This window comes from Streptomyces sp. LS1784, from assembly GCF_020103755.1.
Classification (GTDB): domain Bacteria; phylum Actinomycetota; class Actinomycetes; order Streptomycetales; family Streptomycetaceae; genus Kitasatospora.
Genome location: NZ_JAHSQD010000851.1, coordinates 1 through 2,490, shown reverse-complemented (window position 1 = coordinate 2,490; position 2,490 = coordinate 1). Strand labels below are relative to the sequence as shown.

2 protein-coding genes are annotated in these 2,490 nt (G+C 76.3%); both read left to right on the top strand.

What is annotated here, in order from left to right; translation table 11 throughout:
- A partial coding sequence (locus KS423_RS43355; protein ID WP_224285190.1) for a non-ribosomal peptide synthetase occupies nt 1–1,592 on the top strand: 1,592 nt, incomplete at its 5' end.
- A gap of 103 nt (nt 1,593–1,695) precedes the next feature.
- On the top strand, nt 1,696–2,490 hold a 795-nt coding region (locus KS423_RS43350), incomplete at its 3' end, for a condensation domain-containing protein (protein ID WP_224285189.1).

Sequence of the window (2,490 nt, the reverse complement as noted above, 5' to 3'; positions counted from 1 at the left end):
GGCTGCTGCCCGCCGCCCTGCTCGGCGTGCTGCGCAGCGGCGCCGCCTACCTGCCGCTCGACATCGACCAGCCGCTGGCCCGCAACCGGGGCGTGCTCGACGACGCCGGCGTCACCCTGCTGGTCGCCGAGACCGCCACCGCCGGCGACGAACTGCTGCACGGGCGCGAGAGCGTCCTGGTGGACGGCCCCGAGCACGCCGCGGCCCCCGCCGAGGCGCCCGCCGTCACCGTCGGCGCGGAGGACCCGGCCTACCTGCTGTACACCTCCGGCTCCACCGGCCGCCCCAAGGGCGTCGCCGTGCCGCACCGCGCGATCGTCAACTTCCTGACCTCGATGGGCCGCGAACCCGGCCTCACCGAGCGGGACGTGATGGCCGCCGTCACCACCGTCACCTTCGACATCGCCGGCCTGGAGCTGTGGCTGCCGCTGGTCACCGGCGCCCGGGTGGAGATTGCCGACCGTGCCACCGCCACCGACGGGGCCGCGCTCGGCGCCTGGCTCGACAAGCGGGGCGTCACCCACCTCCAGGCCACCCCCGCCACCTGGCGGATGCTGCTGGAGGCCGACTGGGCCGGCCGCTCCGGGCTGACCGCCCTGTGCGGCGGCGAGGCGCTCACCGCCGACCTCGCCCGCGCCCTGCTCGGCCGGGTCGGCGCGCTGTGGAACCTGTACGGCCCGACCGAGACCACCGTCTGGTCGACCGTCCAGCAGGTCACCCCGGAACTCGCCGCCCACGGCGGCGTGGTGGCCCTCGGCGCGCCCATCGCCAACACCCGGCTGCACCTGCTCGGCTCCTCCGGGCAGCCCGTCCCGGTCAACGGCATCGGCGAACTCTGCATCGCCGGCGCCGGCGTCGCGCTCGGCTACCACGGTCGGCCCGACCTGACCGCCGAACGGTTCACCGCCGAACCCGGCCGCACCGACGGCGCGCCGATGTACCGCACCGGCGACCTCGCCTGCCGCCGCGCAGACGGCCGCCTGGAGTACCACGGCCGCGTCGACGCCCAGGTCAAGCTCCGCGGCTTCCGCATCGAGCTGGGCGAGATCGAGGCCGCGATCACCGCCGTCCCCGGCGTCACCGCCGGCGCCGCCCGGCTCGTCGAGACCCCGGCCGGCCCGGTCCTGGCCGGCTACGCCGTCGCCCCCGGCCTCACCGAGGACACGCTGCGCACCGCCCTGTTCGAGCAGCTGCCCGACTACATGGTGCCCGCCGGCCTCGTGCTGCTCGACGCGCTGCCGCTGACCCCGGCCGGCAAGGTCGACCGGGCCTCGCTGCCCGTGCCGCAGCTCGGCGGCGCCGGCGCCCCGCCCGAGGGCGACTGCGAGGAACTGCTCGCCGACCTGTGGATCGAGGTCCTCAAGGTCGAACGGGTTTCCCGGCACGACGACTTCTTCGCGCTGGGCGGCCACTCGCTGCTCGCCACCCGGCTGCTCGCCCGGATCCGGGACACCTTCGAAACCGAACTGCCCCTGCGCGTCGTCTTCGAGGACCGGACGCTGGCCGGCCTGGCCCGCCGCGTCGAGGAGCGCCTGCTGGAGGAGATCGACGACCTCGACGACCTCGACGAGACCGCCGGGAGCACGCTGTGACCCACCGCACCGAATCCGGAGCCACCGGCAACACCGGCGCCTCCGGAACCACCGACGCACGCCCGGCCGCCGGCGACACCGGCGCCCGAACGGGGGAGACCGCATGACCGACCAGCCCACCACCGGGTCCGTCCCGGAACCGGATCCGGCCGCCAGACGGCAGGAACTGCTGCGCCGCCGCCTCGCCAAGGCCAAGGCCGCCAAGGCGGCGGCCGCGGTCGGCGGCACCGAGCGCCACAGCATCGCCCCGCGCCCCGAGGGCACCCCGGTGCCGCTCTCCTCGGCCCAGCGCCGGATGTGGTTCCTGGCCCAGTACGAGCCGGACAGCGCCGCCTACCACATCCCGCTCGCCCTGCACCTCGACGGCGAGCCCGACACGGCCGCCCTCGGCGCCGCCCTCACCGACGTCCTCGCCCGGCACGAGGTGCTGCGCACCGTCTACCCGGAGGTCGACGGCGAGGTGAGCCCCGAGACGCTGCCCGCCGACCGGTTCACCCTCACCACCGCCGACGTTCCCGCCGAGCAGGTCGACGCCTGGCTGGAGACCGAGGCCCGCCGCCCCTTCGACCTCGCCGCCGACCTGCCGCTGCGCGCCGCCCTGCTGCGCACCGGCGACGGCGCCGTGCTCAGCCTGGTGCTGCACCACATCGCGGCCGACGGCTGGTCGATCGGCGTGCTCTTCGACGACCTCGCGACCGCCTACGGCGCCCGGCGCACCGGCACCGCCCCGGCGTTCGAGCCGCTGCCCGTCCAGTACGCGGACGTCGCGCACTGGCAGCAGACCGAGCTCGCCGCCGAACTCGACCGCCAGCAGGCCTGGTGGCAGGAGCGCCTGCGCGGCGCCACCGCCACCGTCACGGTGCCCGCCGACCGGCCGCGGCCCGCCGTCGCGGGCACC